This is a genomic window from Pseudomonas sp. M2, from assembly GCF_015751845.1.
Lineage (GTDB): Bacteria > Pseudomonadota > Gammaproteobacteria > Pseudomonadales > Pseudomonadaceae > Aquipseudomonas > Aquipseudomonas putida_E.
In genome coordinates, this window is the sequence record NZ_JADOUD010000001.1 from 1607391 (window position 1) to 1628438 (window position 21048).

A 21048-nucleotide genomic window follows, 5' to 3' on the forward strand; every position below is an offset into this window, starting at 1 on the left:
AACACCACCGATTCCCGCTAGCATCGCCCCAGCCATTTGCGCCAATAATAAGTCCAAGCCCGCAGCGCCCAACCATCGAGGCCAGCATGTACATCTATCGTTTGGTCCTGCTTCTGGTCGTGGGGATCTACCTGTTCTCCCCGGCCATCATGGACTGGTGGATCGAACCGACCGGTGCCTGGTACCGCCCTTACCTGCTCTGGCTGATCCTGATCGTCGTCACCTTCATCCTGCAGAGCCAACGAGATGCCGATGAGCTTTAGCCTGACCCAGATGATCCTGATCAGCGCCGCGTACCTGATGGTGCTGTTCGGCGTGGCCTGGATCAGCGAGCGTGGGTTGATACCCCGTTCGATCATTCGCCACCCGCTGACCTACACCCTGTCGCTGGGCGTCTACGCCAGCGCATGGGCGTTCTACGGCTCGGTGGGCCTGGCCTATCAGTATGGCTACGGCTTCCTCGCCTGTTACCTTGGGGTGTCCGGCGCCTTCCTGCTGGCACCGGTGCTGCTCTACCCGATCCTCAAGATCACCCGCACCTACCAATTGTCGTCACTGGCCGACCTGCTGGCCTTTCGCTTTCGCAGCACCTGGGCCGGTGCGCTGACGACCATTTTCATGCTGATCGGGGTACTGCCCCTGCTGGCGCTGCAAATTCAGGCAGTGGCCGACTCGATCAGCATTCTCACCGGTGAACCAGTCAAGGCCCGGGTGGCCTTTGCCTTCTGTGCGCTGATCATCCTGTTCACCATCTTCTTCGGCTCACGCCACATCGCCACGCGCGAAAAGCATGAAGGGCTGGTGTTCGCCATCGCCTTCGAGTCGGTGATCAAGCTGCTGGCCCTGGGCGGCATTGGCCTGTATGCCCTGTACGGCGTGTTTGGTGGCCCGCACGGGCTGGAAGTGTGGCTGCTGCAGAACCAGACAGCCCTGGCAGCGCTGCACACCCCCTTGCAGGAAGGCCCATGGCGCACCCTGCTGCTGGTGTTCTTCGCCTCGGCCATCGTCATGCCGCACATGTACCACATGGCCTTCACTGAAAACCTCAACCCGCGCTCGCTGGTCAGCGCCAGCTGGGGCCTGCCGCTGTTCCTGCTGTTGATGAGCCTGGCCGTGCCGCTGGTGCTGTGGGCGGGCCTGCGCCTGGGTGCCAGCACCAACCCCGAGTACTTCACACTGGGCCTTGGCATCGCCGCCAACAACAAGGCGCTGGCACTGCTGGCCTATGTCGGTGGGTTGTCTGCCGCCAGCGGCCTGATCATCGTCACCACCCTGGCGCTGTCGGGCATGGCGCTCAACCACCTGGTGCTGCCGTTGTACCAGCCACCGGCCGAAGGCAACATCTACCGCTGGCTGAAATGGACCCGCCGCGCGCTGATAGTCGCCATCATCACCGCTGGCTTCATGTTCTACCTGAACCAGAACACCCACCAGAGCCTCGCCAACCTGGGCATCGTCGCCTTCGTCGCCACCTTGCAGTTCCTGCCTGGGGTGCTGTCGGTGCTGTACTGGCCGACCGCCAACCGCCGCGGCTTCATCGCCGGCCTGCTGGCCGGCACCCTGGTATGGATGGTGACCATGCTGCTGCCCCTGCTGGGCAACCTGCAGGGCTTCTACATCCCGCTGCTGGACATGATCTATGTGCTCGACGACACCAGCTGGCACATGGCGGCAATTGCCTCGCTGGCCGCCAACGTATTGTTGTTCACGCTGATTTCACTGTTCACCAACGCCAGCAGCGAGGAAGTCAGCGCCGCTGAAGCATGCGCGGTGGACAACGTGCGCCGCCCCCAGCGCCGCGAGCTGCATGCTGCCTCACCGCAGGAATTCGCCACCCAACTGGCCAAGCCACTGGGCGCCAAGGCTGCACAGAAGGAAGTCGAACAAGCCCTGCGTGACCTCTACCTGCCGTTCGACGAGCGCCGCCCCTATGCCCTGCGCCGCCTGCGTGACCGCATCGAGGCCAACCTCTCGGGCCTGATGGGCCCGAGCGTGGCCCAGGACATGGTCGAAACCTTCCTGCCTTACAAGTCTGGCAACGAGAACTACGTCACCGAAGACATTCACTTCATCGAAAGCCGCCTGGAAGATTACCACTCGCGCCTGACGGGCCTGGCTGCTGAACTCGATGCCTTGCGCCGCTACCACCGCCAGACCCTGCAGGAGCTGCCCATGGGCGTCTGCTCGCTGGCCAAGGACCAGGAAATCCTGATGTGGAACAAGGCCATGGAAGAGCTGACCGGCATCGCCGCCAAACACGTGGTCGGGTCGCGCCTGGTAACCATCGATGAACCCTGGCGCGGCCTGCTGCAAGGTTTCATCAACGTGCCTGATGAGCACTTGCACAAGCAGCGCCTGGCACTGGACGGGCAGCCGCGCTGGCTGAACCTGCACAAGGCAGCCATCGACGAGCCCCTGGCACCCGGCAACAGCGGCCTGGTGCTGCTGGTCGAAGACCTCACCGAGACCCAGGCCCTGGAAGACAAGCTGGTGCACTCCGAGCGCCTTGCCAGCATCGGCCGCCTGGCTGCGGGCGTGGCCCACGAGATCGGCAACCCGATCACCGGCATCGCCTGCCTGGCGCAAAACCTGCGCGAGGAGCGCGAAGGGGACGGCGAGATCATCGAATTGTCGAGCCAGATACTCGAACAGACCAAACGGGTGTCGCGCATCGTGCAGTCGCTGATGAGTTTTGCCCATGCCGGCGGTAGCCACCAGAACAGCGAAGAGCCGGTGTGCCTGGCTGAAGTGGCCCAGGATGCCATCGGTCTGCTGGCGTTGAACCGGCGCAATTTCGAAGTACAGTTCTTCAACCTCTGCGACCCCGACCACTGGGCCGAGGGGGACCCCCAGCGCCTGGCCCAGGTACTGATCAACCTGCTCTCCAACGCGCGCGATGCTTCGCCGCCCGGCAGCGCCGTGCGGGTACGCACCGAAGTCAGCGAGCACACCGTCGACCTGATCGTCGAGGACGAAGGCAGTGGGATTCCGAAGAACATCATGGACCGCCTGTTCGAACCTTTCTTCACCACCAAGGACCCGGGCGAGGGAACCGGACTGGGGCTCGCTCTGGTCTATTCCATCGTGGAAGAGCATTATGGGCAAATCACCATCGACAGCCCGGCCGACATCGAACGGCAACGTGGCACACGGATCCGCGTGACCCTGCCCCGGCATGTCGTAGCGACGTCCCCTGAAATTCGAGACCGTCGAGAGAATTGAATCAATGCCGCATATTCTGATCGTCGAAGACGAAACCATCATCCGCTCGGCCTTGCGTCGCCTGCTCGAGCGGAACCAGTACCAGGTCAGCGAAGCCGGCTCGGTGCAGGAAGCCCAGGAACGCTTCAGCATTGCCACCTTCGACCTGATCGTCAGCGACCTGCGCCTGCCCGGCGCGCCGGGAACCGAGTTGATCAAGCTCGGCCAAGGCACCCCGGTGCTGATCATGACCAGTTACGCCAGCCTGCGCTCGGCGGTGGACTCGATGAAGATGGGCGCGGTGGACTACATCGCCAAGCCTTTCGACCACGACGAAATGCTCCAGGCCGTGGCGCGCATCCTGCGCGACCGGCAGAGTGCGCCGGCACCCGCCCCAGCCGCCGAGCCACGCAGCAACGGCAAGGCAGCGCCTGCCGAAAAAGGCGCCCCGGCATCGGCCAACGGCGAGATCGGCATCATTGGCTCCTGCCCCCCCATGCAGGATATGTACAGCAAGATCCGCAAGGTGGCGCCCACCGATTCCAATGTGCTCATCCAGGGTGAGTCCGGTACCGGCAAGGAACTGGTAGCCCGTGCCCTGCACAACCTGTCACGGCGCGCCAAAGCGCCGATGATCTCGGTGAACTGCGCGGCCATTCCCGAAACCTTGATCGAGTCGGAACTGTTCGGCCACGAAAAAGGTGCGTTCACCGGTGCCAGCGCCGGGCGTGCCGGCCTGGTGGAAGCGGCAGACGGCGGCACCCTGTTCCTCGATGAGATCGGTGAACTGCCACTGGAAGCCCAGGCCCGTCTGCTGCGCGTACTGCAGGAGGGCGAAATCCGCCGGGTGGGTTCGGTACAGTCGCAAAAAGTCGATGTGCGCCTGATTGCCGCGACCCACCGGGACCTGAAAAACCTGGCCAAGGCTGGGCAATTCCGTGAAGACCTTTACTATCGCCTGCATGTGATCGCCCTGAAATTGCCAGCCCTGCGCGAGCGCGGCAGTGACGTCAACGAGATCGCCAGCGCCTTCCTCGCCAGGCAGAGCGCGCGCATCGGTCGTGACGACCTGCACTTCTCGCCTGAAGCCGAGCAAGCCATTCGTCATTACAGCTGGCCGGGCAACGTGCGCGAACTGGAGAACGCCGTAGAGCGTGCGGTGATTCTGAGCGAGAGCGCGGAAATATCGGCAGAACTGCTGGGTATCGATATCGAGCTGAGCGATATGGACGATGACGACCTTCTCGACAAGGCGATGGCCGCTGGCGCTGCCAGCAACGCCAGCCATGAGCCGACCGAGGATCTGTCGCTGGAAGACTACTTCCAGCATTTCGTGCTTGAGCACCAGGACCACATGACCGAAACCGAGCTTGCCCGCAAGCTCGGGGTCAGCCGCAAGTGCCTGTGGGAGCGCCGTCAGCGCCTGGGCATACCGCGCCGCAAGAGCAACGCTACCAGCGAATGATCGACTCCGATGGTGCTCGCCGCAGCAAAGGTGGCGCCAGTCAGATCGAGCGCCGCCCGCGCGGCGCTCGATCGCATGGACGCTGAACAGCGTCGCGGCAACCCGTGGTAACACATCAGTACCCGCAAAAATCTGTTACCCAATCTTTGCGCCGTAACAGTTCCCGAGGCGTACGGTAACGAAATTCCGACATTTACCACCCGCCAGCCTTCTCAAAAACCCGCCAAACCATTGATTTCATTGGGTTTGAAAAAGTTGGCACGCCACCTGCTATATGTTCAGTACAAGAACAATAACAAGCACTGCAACTCAGAATAAGAACAAGACGAAACGGCTCACGCACAATAAAAACAAGACGGCGGAGGCGCAGCTAACTGATTCTTTTGGAGAGGATGCGTGTTTGGGGCTTGCCCCACGACCAGGCAGAGAACAACAAAAACTGCACTAAAAAGCAGCGCCTGAACTGGTTGGATCGAATGATCAGCGTGACATCAGCGGCCAAAGCAATCCGTTTGCTCTTAACCCCTGGATTGGGGGTCGTCCACAAGCTTTGAGATTTGTGGGCAGGGCACTCAACAAAAACAAGAAGCCCGGCATAAAAACAATAAGAGCACGCAACGACTTCTTGGGGAGCTTAGGCTCCCCTTGTCGTTTCTCCCTTCTGGCAGTCCATCCTGCTACCGCCTACACCATTCCCCGAGTAAATGCTAGAATCCCCGCCCATCATGCGGCCATTCTCCTATTCTTGGCCGAACATTCCTTCACACAGTGCATCCCATGCTGAAGAAGCTGTTCCAGTCTTTCCGCCCTCCCGTACCGGGCCAGCACCACAAGCGCACCACGCCTGAGGTGATCAACAAGAGCCAACACTCGCTGCAGCGCCACCAGTTCAGCCGCCATGCGGTGAATATCGTCGAGCGCCTGCAAGGCGCGGGCTACCAGGCCTACCTGGTCGGTGGTTGCGTGCGCGACCTGATGCTGGGCATCACGCCCAAGGACTTCGACGTCGCCACCAGCGCAACACCTGAGCAGGTACGTGCCGAGTTCCGCAATGCGCGCATCATCGGCCGTCGCTTCAAGCTGGTTCACGTGCATTTCGGCCGTGAAATCATCGAAGTCGCGACCTTCCGTGCCCATCACTCAGAAGACGACCAAGGTGACAGTCACCGCTCGTCGCACAATGCCAGTGGTCGCATTCTGCGTGACAACGTATATGGCAGCCTGGAAGAGGACGCGCAACGCCGCGACTTCACCATCAACGCCCTGTACTACGACCCGGTCAGCGAACGCGTCCTCGATTACGCCAACGGCGTGCACGACGTACGCAACCGCCTGTTGCGCTTGATCGGTGACCCGACGCATCGCTACCAGGAAGACCCGGTACGCATGCTGCGTGCGGTGCGTTTTGCCGCCAAACTCGACTTCGGCATCGAAAAGCACACTTTCCAGCCGATCCGCGGCCTGGCACCGCTGCTGCGCGAAATCCCGCCTGCGCGGCTGTTCGAGGAATGCCTCAAGCTGTTCCTGTCCGGCCAAGGCGCGATCGTCTTCGAGATGCTGGTCGACCTGGCATTGTTCGAGCCGCTGTTCCCGGCCAGTGCGCATGCACTGGAAGAGCGCCCGACCTACACCCATACCCTGATCAGCCAGGCGCTGAGCAACACTGACCTGCGTATCAAGCAAGGCAAACCGGTGACCCCGGCCTTCCTGTTCGCCGCCCTGCTCTGGCCAGCCCTGCCAAGCCGCGTACTGCACCTGCAAAACCAGGGTGTACCGCCGATCCCGGCCATGAATGGCGCAGCCCACGACCTGATTGCCGAACAGTGTGCGCGCATTGCCATTCCGAAGCGTTTCACCTTGCCTATCCGCGAGATCTGGGACATGCAGGAGCGCCTGCCACGACGCAGCGGCAAACGCGCCGACCTGCTGCTCGACAACCCACGCTTCCGTGCCGGCTACGATTTCCTCCTGCTGCGCGAGAGCGCAGGCGAAGAAACCGACGACCTTGGCCAGTGGTGGACCGATTACCAGGATGCCAGCGACTCCGAGCGCCGCGAGATGATCCGCGAGCTGGGCAGCCGTGATGAAGGCACCGGGGCCGGCCCACGCAAGCGCAAGCGCAGCAACAGCAAGCGCAAACGTGGTGGCGATGAGGCGTTCGAGTGACCACTCGCGCCTACATCGGCCTTGGCAGCAACCTGGATGCGCCTGCCGAGCAACTGGGCAACGCCCTGCAGGCGCTGGGCTGCGCGAGAGCGCAGGCGAAGAAACCGACGACCTTGGCCAGTGGTGGACCGATTACCAGGATGCCAGCGACTCCGAGCGCCGCGAGATGATCCGCGAGCTGGGCAGCCGTGATGAAGGCACCGGGGCCGGCCCACGCAAGCGCAAGCGCAGCAACAGCAAGCGCAAACGTGGTGGCGATGAGGCGTTCGAGTGACCACTCGCGCCTACATCGGCCTTGGCAGCAACCTGGATGCGCCTGCCGAGCAACTGGGCAACGCCCTGCAGGCGCTGGACCGGGTCGCGAGCACCCGTCTGGTGGCGGCCTCTGCCCTGTACACCAGCGACTCCCTGCTGCCTGGCCAGCCGCGTTACACCAACGCTGTCGCCGCCCTGGATACCTCTCTCGCCCCCCTGGACCTGCTGGACGCCCTGCAGGCCATCGAGAATGAACAGGGCCGTGTACGCAAGGAACGCTGGGGCCCACGCACGCTCGACCTGGACATCTTGCTGTTCGGCGACCACGTCATCGATGTGCCACGCCTGCAGGTGCCGCACTACCACATGCATGCCCGCCCCTTCGTGCTGTACCCACTGGCCGAACTGGTGGCAGACGACTTTCACCTGGCCGACGGCCGCCCGCTTGCCCAGTTGCTCCAAGCCTGCCCGTTTGTCGGCCTGGAACGCCTGTAGCCCAGGCGCTTGGGGCCTTTCTCCAAGGGCGGTAACGCCAGTAACACCCTGTTCGTAACAATGCGGTAACAGGGTGATTGACTTCCCCCACCTCGCTCACGACTATAGGCGTCCCGTGTGGCACCAAAGTGCCGCATACCCGTATTTAGGCCCGGACGGACCTGTGCCCCGAACATCACACGCGATGATGTGCCGCTCCGGAAGATGACTACACGCGTTGTTGGCGGTCGTTTTTCACAGCGCCTGAACGAGGATTTTCCTACATGCCTGAAGTAACCCTGACCACCCTGCACGGCCTCAAGGCCAAGGGTGAAAAGATCACCATGCTGACCTGCTACGACGCTACCTTTGCCAAGGCTGCAAGCCAGGCCGGCGTCGAAGTGTTGCTGGTGGGCGACTCCTTGGGGATGGTCCTGCAGGGCCATGACAGCACGCTGCCCGTCACCACGGCGGAAATGGCCTACCACACCGCCTGCGTCAAACGCGGCAACGAGGGTGCGCTGATTCTTGCCGACCTGCCCTTCATGGCCCATGCCACCCCCGAGCAGGCCTTCGCCAACTGCGCCACGCTGATGCAGGCCGGCGCCCACATGATCAAGCTTGAAGGCGCTGCCTGGCTGGGCGAGACCATTCGCCTGCTGGCCGAGCGCGGTGTGCCGGTGTGCGCTCACATGGGCCTGACCCCGCAAACCGTCAACGTTCTGGGCGGTTATAAAGTGCAGGGGCGCCAGGAAGCCCAGGCACGGCAGATGCGCGCCGATGCCATCGCCCTGGAACAGGCCGGTGCCGCCATGCTGTTGCTCGAATGCGTACCCAGCGAATTGGCCGCAGAGATTACCCAGGCCGTGAGCATCCCAGTGATCGGCATCGGAGCCGGCAACGCTACCGACGGCCAGGTGCTGGTCCTGCACGACATGCTGGGCTTGTCCCTTAGCGGTCGGGTACCAAAGTTCGTGAAGAACTTCATGGTCGGCCAACCGGACATCGCGAGCGCACTTACCGCCTACGTCAAGGCTGTCAAAGACGTCAGTTTCCCAGCGAGCGAGCACGGATTCAGCGCATGAACACAGTCAAGACCGTCCGTGAACTGCGCGCAGCCATTGCGCGCGCCCGTGGCGAGGGCAAGCGTATCGGCTTCGTGCCAACCATGGGCAACCTGCACAGCGGCCATGCTGCGCTGGTGACCACAGCGGCCCAACGTGCCGACTTCGTCGTTGCCAGCATCTTCGTCAACCCGCTGCAGTTCGGCGCCAACGAAGACCTCGACAAGTACCCACGCACCCTCGCCGCCGACCAAGAGCGCCTGCTCCAGGCTGGCTGCAATCTGCTGTTCGCTCCCACTGTCGAAGAGATGTACCCCGACGGTATGGCCGTGCAGACCCGCGTCAGCGTGCCGAACCTTTCCGAAGGCCTGTGTGGCGCAAGCCGCCCGGGGCATTTCGAGGGCGTAGCCACCGTGGTCAGCAAGCTGTTCAACATGGTGCAGCCCGATCTTGCGGTGTTCGGCGAAAAGGACTACCAGCAACTGGCGGTGATTCGCGCCATGGTGCGTGACCTGAACATGCCGATCCAGATCATCGGCGAGCCGACCGTGCGCGCCGAGGATGGCCTGGCGCTGTCGTCGCGTAATGGTTACCTGACGGCAGAACAGCGTGCTACCGCCCCGGTTGTGTACCGCACGCTACAGCAGATCGGCGACGCCATCAGCCGTGGCCAGCGCGACTTTGCAGCGCTGGTTGCCGATGGGCAGGCTCAGCTGACAGCGGCCGGCCTGCGCCCGGACTATCTGCAGGTACGCCATGCGCTGACCCTTCGCCCAGCGATGGTCGATGACCGGGACCTGGTGATTCTGGTGGCGGCCTACCTGGGTAACACGCGGCTTATCGACAACCTTTACGTGCATCTGGACGAAAAGACTGCATGATGCCGGGGGCTGCCCTGCAGCCCCAAATTCCCCTCCCCGCCCCATTCCCTGCGCGCAACCAATGCCTATAATGATGGCCAGCCTGAACCTGGCCATGACGCCCCTGTCCAAGGCCACACTACGCAACAAGGAATTCTGCGCAATGGCGTATTACCGGACACCCCATGATGTTACGGCCCTGCCAGCCTGGCAGGCCCTCCAGCAGCACCGCGACGCCATGCAGGATTTCAGCATGCGCGAAGCCTTCGCCGCCGACTCCAAGCGCTTCGACGAGTTTTCCCTGAGCTGCTGCGGCCTGTTCCTCGACTACTCGAAAAACCTGATCAACGAACAAAGCCGCGACCTGCTGGTGCAGCTGGCCGAACAAGTCGGCCTGCAGGATGCGATCAAGTCGATGTTCAGCGGCGAAATCATCAACGCCTCCGAAGGCCGTCCGGTGCTGCACACCGCCCTGCGCCGCCCGGTGGGTGACAAGCTCAGCGTCAACGGCGTCAACGTGATGCCCGAGGTGCACAAGGTACTCAACCAGATCACCGAGCTGGTGGGGCGTATTCATGACGGGCTGTGGCGTGGCTACAGTGAGAAGCCGATCACCGATGTGGTCAATATCGGCATCGGCGGTTCTTTCCTGGGCCCTGAACTGGTTTCCGAGGCGCTGCTGCCCTACGCCCAGCGCGGCGTGCGCTGCCACTACCTGGCCAACATCGATGGCAGTGAGTTCCATGAGCTGTCGGCCAACCTGCGCGCCGAAACCACCTTGTTCATCGTCTCGTCCAAGTCGTTCAACACCCTCGAGACCCTGAAAAACGCCATGGCCGCACGTACCTGGTACCTGGCCCAGGGCGGTTCGGAAGCCGAGCTGTATCGCCACTTCATCGCCGTATCCAGCAACAAGGCTGCCGCCGTAGCCTTCGGCATCCGCGAAGAGAACATCTTCCCCATGTGGGACTGGGTCGGCGGGCGCTATTCGCTGTGGTCGGCCATCGGCCTGCCGATCGCCCTGGCCATCGGTACCGCCAACTTCAAGGAACTGCTGTCGGGTGCCTACACCATGGACCAGCACTTCCAGACCGCGCCGTTCGAGAAAAACATGCCGGTGCTGCTGGCCCTGCTGGGCGTCTGGTACGGTAATTTCTGGGGTGCCCGCAGCCACGCGATCCTCCCTTACGATCATTATCTGCGCAACATCACCAAACACCTGCAGCAGCTGGACATGGAGTCCAACGGCAAGAGCGTGCTGACCGACGGTACGCCGGTGAAGACCGATACCGGCCCGGTGATCTGGGGCGGCGTCGGCTGCAACGGCCAGCACGCCTACCACCAGTTGCTGCACCAAGGCACCCAACTGATCCCGGCCGACTTCATTGTCCCGGTGGTGAGCTTCAACCCGGTTGCCGACCACCATCAGTGGCTGTACGCCAACTGCCTGTCGCAAAGCCAGGCGCTGATGCTGGGCAAAACGCGTGAGGAGGCCGAGGCCGAATTGCGCCAAAAGGGCCTGAATGAAGCCGACATCGAAAAACTCGCTCCACACAAGGTGATCCCGGGCAACCGCCCGAGCAACACCCTTGTGGTCGAACGCATCAGCCCGCGTCGCCTTGGCGCGCTGGTGGCGATGTATGAGCACAAGGTGTTCGTGCAGAGCGTGATCTGGGGCATCAACGCCTTCGACCAGTGGGGCGTGGAACTGGGCAAGGAGCTGGGCAAGGGTGTCTACCAGCGTATCGTCGGCAGCCTGGAAGACAGCGCCGAAGATGGTTCCACCCAAGGCCTGATCAACTACTTCCGCGGCCGTCACCGCGGCTGACCGATGCCGATGCCGGCGTCTTCGTGGCCAGCCCGCGAAGACGCCGGCACAGGTTGAACACCTCTTCCAGCTACACTGTCCAATCGAATAGCCGTTGCAGTCCACCGCCCCGACAAGAGCAAAGGACCACCTGCCATGTTCGATATACGCGACTACCCCCAGGCCCTGGCCGTCAGCCAGTCCGCCAGCCTTTCTACCGACGACTACAGCCGCCTCTACCGCCAGTCGGTCGAAGCCCCCGACACCTTCTGGGCCGAACAGGCCAAACGCCTGGCCTGGATCAAACCGTGGTCCAGGGTACAGCAATGCGACCTTAAGACCGGCGAAGCCCGCTGGTTCGCAGGTGCGCAGCTGAACGTCAGCTACAACTGCATCGATCGCCATCTGGCCCAGCGCGGCGAGCAGACCGCACTGCTGTGGGAAGGCGACGATCCTGCGGACTCCAAGGCCATCACCTACCAGGAGTTGCACCGCCAGGTCTGTCGCCTGGCCAATGCACTCAAGGCACGTGGCGTGAAGAAAGGCGACCGGGTATGCATCTACATGCCGATGATCCCCGAAGCCGCCTACGCCATGCTTGCCTGCACGCGGATTGGCGCGATCCACTCGGTGGTGTTCGGCGGCTTCTCCCCGGATGCGTTGCGCGACCGCATTCTCGATGCTGACTGCCGCACCGTGATCACCGCCGATGAGGGCGTGCGCGGCGGCAAACGCATCCCGCTCAAGCAGAATGTCGACAAGGCAATGGCCAGTTGCCCGGACGTCAGTAGCGTATTGGTGGTGCGCCGTACCGGTACCGATGTAGCCTGGAGCGAGGGCCGCGACCTCTGGTATGACCAGGCAACGGAAAACGCGGGTGACGACTGCCCACCTGAACCCATGGAGGCCGAAGACCCGCTGTTCATCCTCTACACCTCCGGCAGCACCGGCAAGCCCAAGGGCGTGCTGCACACCACCGCCGGTTACCTGCTGCAGGCCACCATGACCTTCAAGGTGGTGTTCGACTACCGCGACGGCGAGGTGTTCTGGTGCACCGCCGACGTGGGCTGGGTCACCGGCCACAGTTACATCGTCTATGGCCCGCTGGCCAACGGCGCGGTTTCACTGATGTTCGAGGGCGTTCCCAACTACCCGGACACCTCGCGGTTCTGGCAGGTGGTGGACAAGCACAAGGTCAATATCTTCTATACCGCGCCCACCGCACTGCGGGCGCTGATGCGTGAAGGTTCTGGCCCGTTGCAGGGTACGTCGCGCAAGAGCCTGCGCCTGCTCGGCAGCGTCGGCGAGCCGATCAACCCAGAGGCGTGGGAATGGTACTTCGAGGAGGTCGGCCAAAAACGCTGCCCCATCGTCGACACCTGGTGGCAAACCGAAACCGGCGGCATCATGCTCACCCCGCTGCCCGGCACGCAGAAGCTCAAGCCAGGTTGTGCGACACAACCGATGTTTGGCGTGCAACCGGTGCTGCTGGATGACCAAGGCAAGCCGATCGAAGGGCCCGGCGCCGGCCTGCTGGCGATAAAGGCCAGTTGGCCGGGGCAGATCCGTAGCGTCTACGGCGACCACCAACGCATGGTCGACACCTACTTCAAACCCATGCCAGGCTATTACTTCACCGGCGACGGTGCCCGCCGCGATGCCGATGGCGACTACTGGATCACCGGCCGCATCGATGATGTGATCAACGTTTCCGGCCACCGCATCGGCACCGCTGAAGTGGAAAGCGCACTGGTATTGCACGAAAGCGTCGCCGAGGCCGCAGTGGTCGGTTACCCCCATGATCTCAAGGGCCAGGGTGTGTATGCGTTCGTGACGACCATGAACGGCGTGACAGCGGACGATGCCCTGAAAGCGGAACTGTTGGCACTGGTCAGCAAGGAAATCGGCAGCTTCGCCAAACCCGAGCTGATCCAGTGGGCGCCGGCCTTGCCCAAGACCCGCTCGGGCAAGATCATGCGGCGTATACTGCGCAAGATCGCCTGCAACGAACTCGACACCCTGGGCGACACCTCGACCCTGGCTGACCCGAGCGTGGTGCAGGGGTTGATCGACAAACGCCTCAACCAATAGCCGGCGGCACCTGTTCATGGCCGCCCTGAACGACAGGTCACCATGGAAGCCCTACGCCGCCGTATCGAAACCCAGGTCATGAGCCTCACCGGGCTGGCCCTCGGCCAGCTCGACCTGGAATCCCCAAAAGGTGACCCCGGCCTGTTCGGCCCGCACAGCATGAGCTGGCGGGTGCATGGTGATTTCCCCAGCATGCTGGTTGGCGGTATCAGCGCCCTGATGCTGCAACTGCTGCACCCGCTGGCACTGGCGGGCGTTTGGGATCACTCCAACTTTCGCCAGGACCTGCTCGGCCGCTTGCGTCGCACCAGCCAATTCATTTCGGGTACGACATTCGGCTCGACCCGTGACGCCGAGTGGCTGATCGACAAGGTGCGCACCATTCACCTGCAAGTGACCGGAACTGCGCCCGATGGCCGTCCATACGCTGCCAGCGACCCCGATCTGCTGACCTGGGTACATGTGGCCGAAGTCAGCAGCTTCCTCGCGGCCCACCTGCGCTATCGCGACCCGCAGCTGTCACGCACCGAGCAGGATGCCTATTACGACGAAATCGCCCTGATCGCCGAACGCCTTGGTGCCCGCAATGTGCCCCGCTCATGCCAGCAGGTCGACGAGTACCTGCAGCGTATGCGCCCTCAATTGCACTGCGACGCGCGCAGCCTGGAAGTGATCGAGATCCTGCTTCAGGCCCCTGCGCCGAGCCGTCTTGCCCAGCCGGTTGGCAGGTTGATGCTGCAAGCGGGTATCGACCTGTTGCCGGCCTGGGCCCAGGCCATGCTCGGCCTGCATCAGGGCCCGCTGCAGCAGCGCATGATCCGTTTGGGGCTAAGCCGCACCGCCCCGGTACTGCGTTGGGCCATGCGGGACGGTTCGGCGCATCGCGCCAAAAGGCGCATGGGGATCGAGTGAGCGCAAATGCCGCGCCCCCAGCGGAACCGATTTAACCTGCCATACTCCAAGCTCTCCTGCCTGGACAGACGAAGCGACACATGTACAAAGGATTGACTCGCGCCCTCGGCGCCCTGTTGGCTCTCGTGGCCCTCTACAGCCTGCTTGGCTTCCTCATCGTTCCTGGCGTTGCCCTGCGCATCGCCAACCAGCAGTTGGCCCAATACGCCACACTGCCGGCGCACCTTCAGCGTATCGAGCTCAACCCGTTCAGCCTCGAGCTGACGCTGTGGGGCCTGCAGATCGGCGAACCGGGCAAAGAACAGGTAGGGTTTGAGCGGCTGTATGCGAACCTTGCGCTCGACAGCCTGTGGAGCGGCGCCCTGCACCTGCAGGCGATCGAACTCGACAAACCCCGCAACGAAGTGCTGTTCGCCAAGGACGGCACGCTCAACCTCACCCAGCTGTTCAAGCTGCCAGCCAGCGAACCCAAAGCTGAAGAGCCTGCATCCGATCCGTTCCCCTTGCGCATCGGCAGCATCAAGCTCAGCGCTGGCTACCTGCATTTTGCCGATGCGCGTCCAAGCGAGCCGATCGAATTCATCTACGACGACATGAACCTGGAGCTGAAAAACCTCAGCACCTTGCCGGACGACAACGCTGACATGACGTTGGTGGCATTGGGCCCTAACGGTGGGCGCATCGACTGGAACGGCACCTTGAGCCTTGCGCCTATAGCTTCAAAGGGCACTCTGAAAATCACCGACGGCAAGATGAAGCTGTTCTGGCCCTACGTTCGCGATGCCGTGCCGCTGGTGCTGGAGGACGGCGTGGTCAACCTCGACACGCACTACACGCTCAACCTGTCCAAGGAAACCGAGCTGCTGCTGGACAACACCTCGGTACGTGTCGCGCCATTCGCCATAAAGGCGCCAGATGGTCGCCCACTGGTACGCCTGGCGAGCCTCGATGTCAGCGAAACCAGCATCGACCTGGCCAAACAGCGGGTTACCGTGGGCAAGATCCGCAGTGAAAAACTGGAAACCTGGGCCGCCCTGGAGCAGGACGGCCAGCTCGACTGGCAGAAACTCTTCGCCAGCCAGCCGGCCAAGCCCACGCCGACGGAAAAGGCAGAGCCGGCCGCCGCAGAACCGGCTGCCAACGACAAGGCAGCCAAGGAACCAGGCAAGCCATGGCAAGTGCTACTCAAGGACGTTCAGCTGCGCAATTATCAGGTGCACCTGGCCGACCGTAGCCAGAAAGAGCCAGTTGCGCTGGACGTTGGGCCTCTGAACGTCGACATGCAGGGTTTCGACAGCCTCAACCATTCACCCTTCACCCTCAAGCTCGACACCGGCATTGGCAAGCAGGGCAAGTTGCAGGCCAGTGGCGAGGTCAACCTGGCGCCGGTCAGCGCCAGGCTCGATGTCAGCACACGCGACATCGACCTGCGTATTGCGCAGGCCTATATCAGTCCGTTCATCCGCCTGGAGCTGCGCAGCGGCATGCTTGCCAGCGACCTCAAGGTCGACCTCAAAGGCACCGAACCACTGGCCTTCACCGTGGCCGGCAAGGCGCAGGTCAACCAGTTGCACACCCTGGACACCATCAAGAACCGCGACTTCGTCAAATGGCAACAGGTGAATGTGGACGGCCTGGCCTATGTGCACGGTGATGCCCTGTCGATCGACAAGGTAACCCTGCTGCAGCCCTATGCCCGCTTCATCATCAACGAAGACCGCACCACCAATGTCGATGACCTGCTGATCCCGCAGCCTGCCAATGCCCCCGCGCCAAGCCAAGCCAAGCCGGCCAGCACCCAAAGCAGCAAGCCGCTGGGCATCCGCATCGGGCAGATCAGCATCAACGATGGTTCAGCCAACTTTGCCGACCTCACTCTGACACCTAACTTCGCCACGGCGGTGCAGCAGCTCAACGGCCAGATCGGCACCATCGACAACCGCAAGCCGGCGCCGGCCAAGGTCGACATCAAGGGCAAGGTCGACCGTTATGCACCGGTTACCATCAAAGGCGCGCTGAACCCGTTCAACCCGATGGCAAGCCTGGATATCGCCACCAGCTTCAAACGTGTCGAGCTGACCACGCTGACGCCCTACTCTGGCAAGTTCGCCGGCTTCCGTATCCGCAAGGGCCGCCTGAACCTCGACCTGCACTACCTGATCACCAATGGCCAATTGAAGGCCGAGAACAAGCTGGTGGTCGAGCAATTGCAGTTGGGTGAGAAGGTCGATAGCCCGGATGCGGTCGACCTGCCCATTCGCTTGGCGGTCGCGCTGCTCAAAGACACCGAAGGCAAGATTTCGATCGAGCTGCCGGTGACCGGCGACCTCAACAACCCGCAATTCAGCGTCATGCCTATCGTCTGGCAGACATTGCGCAACCTGGTGCTGCGTGCGGCTCAGGCGCCTTTCAAATTCATCGGCGGGCTGATTGCTGGCGGCGGCTCGCAAGACCTCGGCAACGTATCGTTCGCCCCAGGTTCCAGCGAGCTCAGTGGCGATGCACAATCGGCCCTGGACAAACTCGCCTCGGCCCTCAAGGAGCGCCCCGAGCTGCGCCTGGAAATCGAAGGCACCAGTGCCCAGAGCAGTGATGGCCCACTGCTCGCTCAGCAGCGCCTGGAGCGGGAGTATCAGGCCACCTGGTACAAGATCCTGCAACGCCGTGGCGACAAGGTGCCGGCCAACGCCTCCATGCTGGTGGTCGACGACAGCGACAAACCGGCCATGCTCGAAGGCATCTACCGTACCCGTCTGAAACAGCAACCGCCGGCCGACTGGGAACAGCTGAGCCGCGAGGAGCGCACCGCCAGGCTGCGCGAGGCGGTGATCAAGTCATGGGCCGAAAGCGCCGCATTGCTGCGCACCCTGGGCCAGGAGCGGGCCAGCAGTATCAAGGACTACCTAGTCGACAAGGGCAAGCTTGAGGATGACCGGGTGTATTTCATTGATACAAGCCTTGGACAGGCTGAGAAAGATGGCCGGGTGATTACGCCGATGCATCTGGATGCCGAGTAAACAATGTCTGCCCTGACGCGCCCTGTAGGGGCGGCCTTGCGTCGCGAAAGGGCCGCAAAGCGGCCCCAGGATATCAGCGGCGCCACAGCTATCCTGGGACTGCTGCGCAGCCCTTTCGCGACACAAGGCCGCTCCTACGAAAGCCGCTGCCCGGATACCGCCGGGTGGTACAGCGGCTGCACCTTGTTGCCTGCCGGGTCCAGCAAGTGGAAGCTGCGCGCGCCATCCCCATGATTGAAGGGCCGGTCCAGCAAGGTCACCCCACGAGCCTTGAAGTACTGATACCAGGCCTCCAATTCCTCCACGCTGTCGACGATGAAGCCGTAGTGATCCAGCGTCTGCAGGCCATTGGCAGCCCCTGCCCCCCGCCCCAGCGAGAGGTTGTCGTTACCACACGTCAAGTAGACCAGATCCTCGTTGGCCCGATTCAACACCTCCATGCCCAGCACATCGACATAGAAACGCTCGCACTCTTCAAGGTTGGGCACCAGCAGGGCGATATGGCGCAGGCCATTGAGACGACCGGGGCGTGCAGGTAATTCAGACATTAGCGCGACTCCATTTTTGTATACAATTCATAATAGAATTTAAAACAAAAGGAGCTTCATGTGTATAGCTTGTTCATCAAGACGCGCGTCAAGCCTGGTTGCGCCGAACGCTTTCTCACGGCCATCAAGGTAAACGCTGCCGCCTCCGTGGCCACGGAACCCGGGTGCCTGGTGTTCGATGTGTCACAGGACCGGGTCGATCCGGAGGTGATCTACCTGTACGAAATCTACCGCGACGACGAGGCATATGAAGCGCATACCCGCACTGCGCACTTTCGTGACAGCCGCCCCCTTGTAGAGCCTCTGATCGCCGAGCAGGAGTATTTCGAAAGCAACGTTATCGCGCGTAACCCAGTGAATTGAGCGGTAACGAAAAGCCCCGGCCAAGGCCGGGGCTGTTTTGAAAGGTGGCCAGATCCTTTGGCCGACGGGACATTCCTTATTCGGACTTCAGACCATCAGACATGACGCTCTTGACGCCCTTGATGTTCTTGGCAATGCGGACCGCTTCTTCTTTCTGAGAATCGGTGACCTTCACGTCAGAAGACAGCGACACGACGCCTTGGCTGGTTTCGACTTTGATGTCACTGCCTGGAACGCCTTTTTCAGTCATCAGGTCAGCTTTGACTTTGGTGGTGATCCAAGTGTCGGAGCCTTCCTGTTGCATGTTGTCCACAGTGTCGTTGGCAGCCAGCATGACTGGAGCCTGGACAGGCTCGGCGGCGAACGCACCATTAGCCATGGTCAGGGTCAGGGCGGTAGCAGTAGCGGCAGCAATGGCGAACTTCTTCATGTGAGTCACTCCTGTTTTTCGAAAGGTCTGCGCCGTATGTCCTGGCGGCAGGTATGAAGGTAGTTGCACGGGCTGTGCCAGGTTTTAATATTTAAATTTTTCCTTTCATATCAATAACTTAATAAAATCAGAACAAGTCGCCAATCGTGCAAATTGCAACCTGCGAGGTAAATCTGCGTGCAAGATGCAAGTGTGCAAAAGGTTCCGTGCAGACAATAAAAAAGGGCCCGCTAAGGGCCCTTTTTGTACAACGTTGCAGGTCGCTTAGACGCCCGAGGCCTTGGCCGCGGCAACGTCTTTGATCGACAGCTTGATACGGCCGCGGTTGTCCACGTCCAGTACCAGCACTTCGACTTCCTGACCTTCTTTCAGAATATCGGTCACTTTCTCTACGCGTGCATCGCTGAGCATGGAGATGTGTACCAGGCCGTCCTTGCCAGGCAGGATGTTGACGAAGGCGCCGAAGTCGACGATACGCTCGACCTTGCCCACGTAGATCTTGCCGATCTCGGCTTCAGCGGTGATGCCCAGAACGCGCTGACGCGCGGCTTCTGCAGCTTCTTTGGTTTCGCCGAAGATCTTGATCGAGCCATCGTCTTCGATATCGATCGAAGCTTTGGTCTCTTCGCAGATGGCACGGATGGTGGCGCCGCCTTTACCGATGACGTCACGGATCTTGTCGGTGTCGATCTTCATCGCGATCATGGTCGGGGCGTTGGCCGACAGCTCGGTACGCGACTGGCCAATGATCTGGTTCATCTGGCCGAGGATGTTCAGGCGCGCTTCCAGGGCCTGGCCCAGGGCGATTTCCATGATCTCTTCGGTGATGCCGTTGATCTTGATGTCCATCTGCAGTGCGGTAACGCCTTTGGCAGTACCGGCAACCTTGAAGTCCATGTCGCCCAGGTGGTCTTCATCACCCAGGATGTCGGTCAGGACTGCGAACTTCTCGCCTTCCTTGACCAGGCCCATGGCGATACCGGCCACCGGTGCCTTCATCGGTACACCGGCATCCATCAGTGCCAGGGAAGCACCGCAGACCGACGCCATGGAGCTGGAACCGTTGGACTCGGTGATTTCCGACACAACACGGATGGTGTACGGGAACACGTCAGCAGCAGGCAGCATGGCCTGTACCGAACGGCGGGCCAGGCGGCCGTGACCGATTTCACGACGGCCAGCACCGCCCATGCGACCACACTCGCCCACCGAGAACGGCGGGAAGTTGTAGTGCAGCATGAAGGGGTCTTTCTTCTCGCCTTCGAGGGTGTCCAGCAGCTGGGCGTCACGGGCAGTACCCAGGGTCGCGACGACCAGGGCCTGGGTTTCACCACGGGTGAACAGTGCCGAACCGTGCGTCTTCGGCAGAACGCCGACTTCGATGTTCAGCGGGCGAACGGTCTTGGTGTCACGACCATCGATACGCGGCTTGCCGTTGACGATGTTTTCGCGAACGGTGCGGTATTCGATCTCACCGAAGATTTCTTTTACTTCGCTGGCCGATGGCTGGCCTTCTTCACCGGAGAACTTGGCGATCGCCTGGTCGCGCAGCTCGCCCAGGCGCGCGTAGCGGTCGGCCTTGACGGTGATGGTGTAGCCCTGCGAAACGGCTTCGCCGAATTCAGCGCGAATGGCGTTGAACAGCTCGGTGTTGGCAACGGCAGGTTTCCAGTCCCAGGTCGGCTTGGCAGCTTCGGCAGCCAGCTCTTTGACAGCCTGGATAACGGCCTGGAATTCGTCGTGGGCGAACAGTACAGCGCCCAGCATCTGGTCTTCGGTCAGCTCTTGGGCTTCCGACTCAACCATCAGCACGGCGTCGGAAGTACCGGCAACGACCATGTCCAGGCTCGAGGCAGCCAGTTGCTCGTAAGTCGGGTTCAGCAGGTAGCCGGTGCTTTCGTGGAAGGCAACACGGGCAGCGCCGATCGGGCCTTCGAACGGGATGCCGGAGATGGCCAGCGCAGCCGAGGTACCGATCATCGCAGCGATGTCCGGATCGGTCTTCTTGCTGGTCGATACCACGGTGCAGACGACCTGGACTTCGTTCATGAAGCCTTCAGGGAACAGCGGGCGGATCGGACGGTCGATCAGGCGCGAGGTCAGCGTCTCTTTCTCGGAAGGACGGCCTTCGCGCTTGAAGAAGCCACCCGGGATCTTGCCGGCGGCGTAGGTCTTTTCCTGGTAGTGGACCGACAGAGGGAAGAAGCCCTTGCCTGGATCGGCCTGCTTGGCACCGACCACGGTCACCAGCACGGTGACATCGTTGTCGACGGTAACCAGCACGGCGCCGGTTGCCTGACGGGCAATGCGGCCCGTTTCGAGAGTAACGGTCGATTGACCGAACTGGAATTTCTTGATTACCGGGTTCACGGTTTCCTACCTTTTTTCAGTGGCT

General features: G+C 61.8%; 15 protein-coding genes and 2 pseudogenes. 14 read left to right on the plus strand and 3 right to left on the minus strand.

Going from position 1 to position 21048, the window contains the following annotated elements; translation table 11 throughout:
* Positions 1–86: 86 nt before the first annotated feature.
* The 13 genes and pseudogenes from IWW33_RS07555 (at position 87) to IWW33_RS07615 (ending at position 17312) form a co-directional block, all read left to right on the plus strand.
* Complete coding sequence (locus IWW33_RS07555) at positions 87–263, plus strand: hypothetical protein (RefSeq protein ID WP_003250005.1); 177 nt, start codon at positions 87–89, stop codon at positions 261–263.
* Positions 247–3222 carry a sensor histidine kinase gene (locus tag IWW33_RS07560; RefSeq protein ID WP_012312670.1) on the plus strand — a complete coding sequence of 992 codons (2976 nt, stop codon included), beginning with the start codon at positions 247–249 and terminating at the stop codon, positions 3220–3222. Before IWW33_RS07555 ends, IWW33_RS07560 begins: the two co-directional genes overlap by 17 nt.
* A 4-nt stretch (positions 3223–3226) precedes the next feature.
* Positions 3227–4666: a sigma-54 dependent transcriptional regulator gene (locus IWW33_RS07565; RefSeq protein ID WP_174142449.1), complete on the plus strand. Its 1440-nt coding sequence runs from the start codon at positions 3227–3229 to the stop codon at positions 4664–4666.
* 777 nt (positions 4667–5443) lie between these two features.
* The gene (locus tag IWW33_RS07570; RefSeq protein WP_115273547.1) at positions 5444–6832 is read left to right on the plus strand and encodes a polynucleotide adenylyltransferase PcnB; all 1389 of its coding nucleotides are present in this window, start codon (positions 5444–5446) and stop codon (positions 6830–6832) included.
* Positions 6829–6909, plus strand: a pseudogene (locus tag IWW33_RS07575) (2-amino-4-hydroxy-6-hydroxymethyldihydropteridine diphosphokinase); the annotation flags it as partial. The gene IWW33_RS07570 and the pseudogene IWW33_RS07575, both read left to right, overlap by 4 nt.
* A gap of 2 nt (positions 6910–6911) precedes the next feature.
* Positions 6912–7106: pseudogene (locus IWW33_RS07580) on the plus strand (polynucleotide adenylyltransferase PcnB); the annotation flags it as partial.
* Positions 7103–7582, plus strand: coding sequence for a 2-amino-4-hydroxy-6-hydroxymethyldihydropteridine diphosphokinase (gene folK / locus IWW33_RS07585; RefSeq protein WP_012312667.1), 480 nt, complete (start codon positions 7103–7105; stop codon positions 7580–7582). The pseudogene IWW33_RS07580 and the gene folK, both read left to right, overlap by 4 nt.
* Before the next feature lie 263 nt (positions 7583–7845).
* Complete coding sequence (panB, locus tag IWW33_RS07590) at positions 7846–8646, plus strand: 3-methyl-2-oxobutanoate hydroxymethyltransferase (protein WP_046788164.1); 801 nt, start codon at positions 7846–7848, stop codon at positions 8644–8646.
* Entirely contained in the window at positions 8643–9506 is an 864-nt protein-coding gene (panC, locus tag IWW33_RS07595; protein WP_119688255.1) for a pantoate--beta-alanine ligase, read from the plus strand. Before panB ends, panC begins: the two co-directional genes overlap by 4 nt.
* Positions 9507–9648: 142 nt before the next feature.
* Entirely contained in the window at positions 9649–11313 is a 1665-nt protein-coding gene (pgi, locus tag IWW33_RS07600; RefSeq protein WP_012312664.1) for a glucose-6-phosphate isomerase, read from the plus strand.
* 135 nt (positions 11314–11448) lie between these two features.
* Positions 11449–13383: an acetate--CoA ligase gene (gene acs, locus IWW33_RS07605; protein ID WP_174142451.1), complete on the plus strand. Its 1935-nt coding sequence runs from the start codon at positions 11449–11451 to the stop codon at positions 13381–13383.
* Between the two features lie 42 nt (positions 13384–13425).
* A complete protein-coding gene (locus IWW33_RS07610) occupies positions 13426–14295 on the plus strand; it encodes an oxygenase MpaB family protein (protein ID WP_174142452.1) in 870 nt (289 codons plus the stop codon).
* 80 nt (positions 14296–14375) lie between these two features.
* A complete protein-coding gene (locus IWW33_RS07615; RefSeq protein ID WP_174142454.1) occupies positions 14376–17312 on the plus strand; it encodes a DUF748 domain-containing protein in 2937 nt (978 codons plus the stop codon).
* A gap of 134 nt (positions 17313–17446) precedes the next feature.
* On the opposite strand, the gene IWW33_RS07620 is transcribed toward IWW33_RS07615, so the two are convergent.
* Positions 17447–17860 (minus strand): VOC family protein, encoded by a 414-nt coding sequence (locus IWW33_RS07620; protein ID WP_046788159.1) that lies wholly within the window; start codon positions 17858–17860, stop codon positions 17447–17449.
* A gap of 60 nt (positions 17861–17920) precedes the next feature.
* On the opposite strand from IWW33_RS07620, the gene IWW33_RS07625 reads away from it, so the two are divergent.
* A complete protein-coding gene (locus IWW33_RS07625) occupies positions 17921–18223 on the plus strand; it encodes a putative quinol monooxygenase (RefSeq protein WP_046788158.1) in 303 nt (100 codons plus the stop codon).
* Positions 18224–18299: 76 nt separating this feature from the next.
* Here IWW33_RS07625 and IWW33_RS07630 read toward each other — a convergent pair whose 3' ends face one another.
* Positions 18300–18653, minus strand: coding sequence for a BON domain-containing protein (locus IWW33_RS07630; RefSeq protein WP_039603841.1), 354 nt, complete (start codon positions 18651–18653; stop codon positions 18300–18302).
* A gap of 264 nt (positions 18654–18917) precedes the next feature.
* On the minus strand, positions 18918–21023 hold the full coding sequence (gene pnp, locus IWW33_RS07635; RefSeq protein ID WP_046788156.1) for a polyribonucleotide nucleotidyltransferase: 2106 nt from the start codon (positions 21021–21023) through the stop codon (positions 18918–18920).
* Between the last annotated feature and the right edge of the window lie 25 nt (positions 21024–21048).

Excerpts from the sequence above, each read along its gene's own strand:
- IWW33_RS07555 (WP_003250005.1), top strand. The coding sequence starts at position 87 with ATGTACATCTATCGTTTGGTCCTGCTTCTGGTCGTGGGGATCTACCTG.
- IWW33_RS07560 (WP_012312670.1), top strand. The coding sequence starts at position 247 with ATGCCGATGAGCTTTAGCCTGACCCAGATGATCCTGATCAGCGCCGCG.
- IWW33_RS07565 (WP_174142449.1), top strand. The coding sequence starts at position 3,227 with ATGCCGCATATTCTGATCGTCGAAGACGAAACCATCATCCGCTCGGCC.
- IWW33_RS07570 (WP_115273547.1), top strand. The coding sequence starts at position 5,444 with ATGCTGAAGAAGCTGTTCCAGTCTTTCCGCCCTCCCGTACCGGGCCAG.
- panB (WP_046788164.1), top strand. The coding sequence starts at position 7,846 with ATGCCTGAAGTAACCCTGACCACCCTGCACGGCCTCAAGGCCAAGGGT.
- panC (WP_119688255.1), top strand. The coding sequence starts at position 8,643 with ATGAACACAGTCAAGACCGTCCGTGAACTGCGCGCAGCCATTGCGCGC.
- pgi (WP_012312664.1), top strand. The coding sequence starts at position 9,649 with ATGGCGTATTACCGGACACCCCATGATGTTACGGCCCTGCCAGCCTGG.
- acs (WP_174142451.1), top strand. The coding sequence starts at position 11,449 with ATGTTCGATATACGCGACTACCCCCAGGCCCTGGCCGTCAGCCAGTCC.
- IWW33_RS07610 (WP_174142452.1), top strand. The coding sequence starts at position 13,426 with ATGGAAGCCCTACGCCGCCGTATCGAAACCCAGGTCATGAGCCTCACC.
- IWW33_RS07615 (WP_174142454.1), top strand. The coding sequence starts at position 14,376 with ATGTACAAAGGATTGACTCGCGCCCTCGGCGCCCTGTTGGCTCTCGTG.
- IWW33_RS07620 (WP_046788159.1), bottom strand. The coding sequence starts at position 17,860 with ATGTCTGAATTACCTGCACGCCCCGGTCGTCTCAATGGCCTGCGCCAT.
- IWW33_RS07630 (WP_039603841.1), bottom strand. The coding sequence starts at position 18,653 with ATGAAGAAGTTCGCCATTGCTGCCGCTACTGCTACCGCCCTGACCCTG.